This window comes from Chromobacterium sp. IRSSSOUMB001 (assembly GCF_023507765.1).
GTDB classification, from domain to species: domain Bacteria; phylum Pseudomonadota; class Gammaproteobacteria; order Burkholderiales; family Chromobacteriaceae; genus Chromobacterium; species Chromobacterium haemolyticum.
Map to the genome: position 1 here is coordinate 1 of NZ_JALCYU010000043.1, position 2,024 is coordinate 2,024.

The 2,024-nt window shown below is 64.8% G+C and carries 4 protein-coding genes; all 4 read left to right on the forward strand.

Translation table 11 applies throughout. The features are described 5' to 3' along the window. Window positions 1–360 (forward strand): energy transducer TonB (locus MOV80_RS23180; RefSeq protein ID WP_249605551.1); only part of this gene is annotated, 360 nt, incomplete at its 5' end. Window positions 361–409: 49 nt separating this feature from the next. Further along, complete coding sequence (locus MOV80_RS23185; protein WP_249605552.1) at window positions 410–1,141, forward strand: MotA/TolQ/ExbB proton channel family protein; 732 nt, start codon at window positions 410–412, stop codon at window positions 1,139–1,141. A gap of 10 nt (window positions 1,142–1,151) precedes the next feature. Continuing rightward, window positions 1,152–1,595 (forward strand): biopolymer transporter ExbD, encoded by a 444-nt coding sequence (locus tag MOV80_RS23190; protein WP_043631007.1) that lies wholly within the window; start codon window positions 1,152–1,154, stop codon window positions 1,593–1,595. Between the two features lie 19 nt (window positions 1,596–1,614). Then, a partial coding sequence (locus tag MOV80_RS23195; protein WP_249605553.1) for a biopolymer transporter ExbD occupies window positions 1,615–2,024 on the forward strand: 410 nt, incomplete at its 3' end.

A 2,024-nucleotide genomic window follows, 5' to 3' on the forward strand; every position in this document is an offset into this window, starting at 1 on the left:
AACGCCATCCAGTCCACCACCTCGGACCCGGCCCCGCAGCCCGCGCCCACCCCCGCCCCGGCGGTGGAAGCGCCCAAGGGCCCGGTGTCGGCCAAGGCCAACTGCAGCCAGCTGCAAGCGCCGGAGTACCCGAGCAAGGCGCAGCAGGACGAGATCCAGGGCGTGGTGCGCGTGGCCTTCCAGGTGGGCGACAACGGCCGCTTCAGCCACATCGCCAATATTTCGTTCGACGGCGGCATTCCGCCGCGCTACCGCAGCGGCTTCCAGTCGGCGATCAGCGCCGCGCTGCAAGGCTACAGCTGCAAACCCAACAGCCTGTTGAGCCAGGAATTCGGCTTCAAACTCGATTCCGGCGAATGAGCGCGAGCGCGCCGCGACCGGAACAAGCAATCTTTAGGAGAACCAGAACATGAGCAAAATCACCCGCATCGCCTTCACCGCCGTGGCTCTGCTGAGCAGCCTGAACGCCCTGGCCGCCGAAACCGCCCACGTGACCAGCAACCCGTACGGCATCGACGCCCTATGGGCGCAAGGCGACATCGTCGCGCGCGGCACCCTGATCATTCTGCTGATCATGTCCGCGGCCACCTGGTACGTGGGCATCGTCAAACTGCTGGAACAACGCCGCCTGCTCAAGCAAGGCCGCGAGCTGCTGGAATCGCACGGCGCGGAACTGCAAAAACGCGCCAGCGAACTGGCCGACGAAGGCATGTTCAGCGCGGTGGCGGCAGCCGGCATTGAAGCGGCGGCCGAGCACAAGGGCGAACTGGCCGGGCGCGTGGACCTCAACACCTGGGTGTCGATGGCCATCTCCGACGCGGTGGACTCCGCCAGTCACCATATGCAAAACGGCCTGTCGGTAGTGGCCACCGTCGGCTCCACCGCGCCGTTTGTCGGCCTGTTCGGCACGGTATGGGGCATCTACCACGCGCTGACGGCGATCGGCATGTCGGGTCAGGCGTCGATCGACAAAGTGGCGGGCCCGGTGGGCGAAGCGCTGATCATGACCGCGATCGGCCTGGGCGTGGCGGTGCCGGCGGTGCTGGGATACAACTGGCTGGTGCGTCGCAACAAGCTGGTGCTGGACATGGTGCGAGTGGTGGCCGGCCGCCTGCATGCCAGCCTGCTGAACGCGCGCTGAGGCGGCGACGATGAAAGGGCGCAACGCAAGATTCGGCCAAGGCCACGGCAAGGGCGACGAAGACGCGGTGATGTCCGCGATCAACACCACGCCGCTGGTGGACGTGATGCTGGTGCTGCTGATCATCTTCCTGATCACGGTGCCGGTGGTGACGCAGACGGTGAAGATGGCCTTGCCGAAGGAAAGCAACATCCCGACGCAGACCAAGCCGGAGAACATCGTGCTGGGCGTGGACACCGGCAACACCATCTACTGGAACACCACGCCGGTGAAGACGCAGGAAGAACTGCTGGCGCGGCTGGTGAAGGAGGCGAAGAAGGACCCGCAACCGGAAGTGCACATTCGGGGCGACCTGGGGGCGAAGTACAGCCCGATAGGCCGGATCGTGCTGGCGGTGCAGCAGGCGGGGATCGTGAAGATCGCTTTTATTACCGAACCGCCGCCGCGGAACTAGAAGGGGCAGGAAGATGGGAATGAACGTAGGCTCGTCCGACGACGACCTGATGGTGGAAATGAACACCACGCCGCTGATCGACGTGATGCTGGTGCTGCTGATCATGCTGATCATCACGATTCCGATCCAGACGCACGCGGTGAAGCTGGACATGCCGGTGAGCAGTCCGGCGAAGCCGATGGAGAAGCCGGTGGTGGTGCAGATAGACATTGCGCCGGACAACGGGATCTTGTGGAACGGGGAGCGCTTGGCGAACCGGGAGGCCTTGGAGAAGAAGCTGACGGAAGCGGCGGCGCGGGCGCCGCAGCCGGAGTTTCATATCAAGCCGAACAAGGACGCTGGGTATGAGCCGGTGGCGATGGTGCTGGCGGAGTCGCAGCGTCTGGGGGTGACCAAGCTGGGCATCGTGGGATCCGAGCAGTTTGTGCA